General features: G+C 50.9%; 1 pseudogene. It reads left to right on the forward strand.

Features of this window, described 5'->3' with window-relative positions:
* The first annotated feature begins 160 nt into the window (after positions 1-160).
* A pseudogene (locus tag HK24_RS05895) lies at positions 161-1,252 on the forward strand (IS3 family transposase).
* Positions 1,253-1,382: the final 130 nt, after the last annotated feature.

Here is a 1,382-nt window from a genome sequence, read left to right on the forward strand (position 1 = left end):
AGATTTTTTATATATGGCACATAACATTTATGATTAATTTAAAATTGAGTGGTAATTTTATTTTCTAATATGGGTAATATTTATTATTTTAAATATCTGGACGTGTTACGGTTGAGTTCCGGACCTTTAAGACCGAAAGTGGTTGTAAAGGGGAATTGGAATGGGACGATTTTACAAGGCTGAGTTCAGACACGAGGCGGTGCGTTTAGCTCTGAGCAGCGGTCTGTAGCGCGAGCGTATTGCTCAGGATCTGGATATTGGGTCTTCGACGTTGAAGACATGGATCCGTGATGCTCAGAAGCACGACACTGTCGCTGCTGACACAACGGATCATACGGCGTTATTACGTGAGAATGAGAGATTACGTCGTGAGAACCTTTTGCTGAAGGGGGAGAGGGAACTGATAAAACAGGCGACACAGTTCTTCGCGAACCAAAGATCGTGAGGTTTGCGTTCATTGCGCTATATCACGGTCCGCTTTCTCGTGAACGGGTCTGTCGGCTGTTTGGTGTCAGCGACCGAGGTTTGAGAGCCTGGCGACGTCGTCCGGTCTGTGCCGCAGAAAGCAGGATGATGCTCTGATGGTCCATATCCGCACCATTCACGCGCAGAGCAGGCGAAGCTACGGACGTCCCCGCATGACAGAGGAACTCAGAGCGCGTGGCTTTTCTGCCGGACATCGCCGTGTGGGACGGCTGATGCGGGAGAATGACATCCGGGTTGTCCGAACGCGGCGCTTCAAAGTGACCACGAAGAGCGCTCACAGTCATGCCATTGAACCCAACCTTCTGCGACAGGACTTCTCCGCAACAGCGCTTAACCAGAAATGGACAGCGGACATCACACACATCTGGACGAGGAAAGGCTGGGTTTACCTGGCTGTGGTGCTGGACCTCTTCTCGCGCAGAGTCATCGGCTGGAACCTTGATGTCCGTATGACCGCAGATCTTGCCACCACAGCGTTACAACGCGCTATTGCCTTGCGTCAGCCACCACCAAGCTGCATCCATCATGCTGATCGTGGCAGTCAGTATTGTTCAGAGGCTTACCGTCAGCTCCTTTCTGCTCATGGCTTTCTCGTGTCCATGAGACGCAAAGGGAAACTGCTGGGATAATGCAGTGACGGAAAGCTTCTTCAAAACCCTGAAAGCAGAACTCATGTGGCGACAGGCCTGGAGCACACGTCAAGAGGTCGAGCCTTTACATCAACAATTTCTACAACGCGCAGAGGCGGCATTCCGCACTACAGTAGAAAAGTCCTCTGAATCATGAGCGCAACGTCGCTTAACAGATACCCATGGTCCGGAACTAGGTCACGTTGACAAAAGGCCTATACGGTCTGCCTGAGATCTGATTCACTTTGTATCTGTAGGACAGCAAGC

The organism is Gluconobacter sp. DsW_058 (assembly GCF_002153615.1).
Taxonomy (GTDB): Bacteria; Pseudomonadota; Alphaproteobacteria; order Acetobacterales; family Acetobacteraceae; genus Gluconobacter; species Gluconobacter cerinus.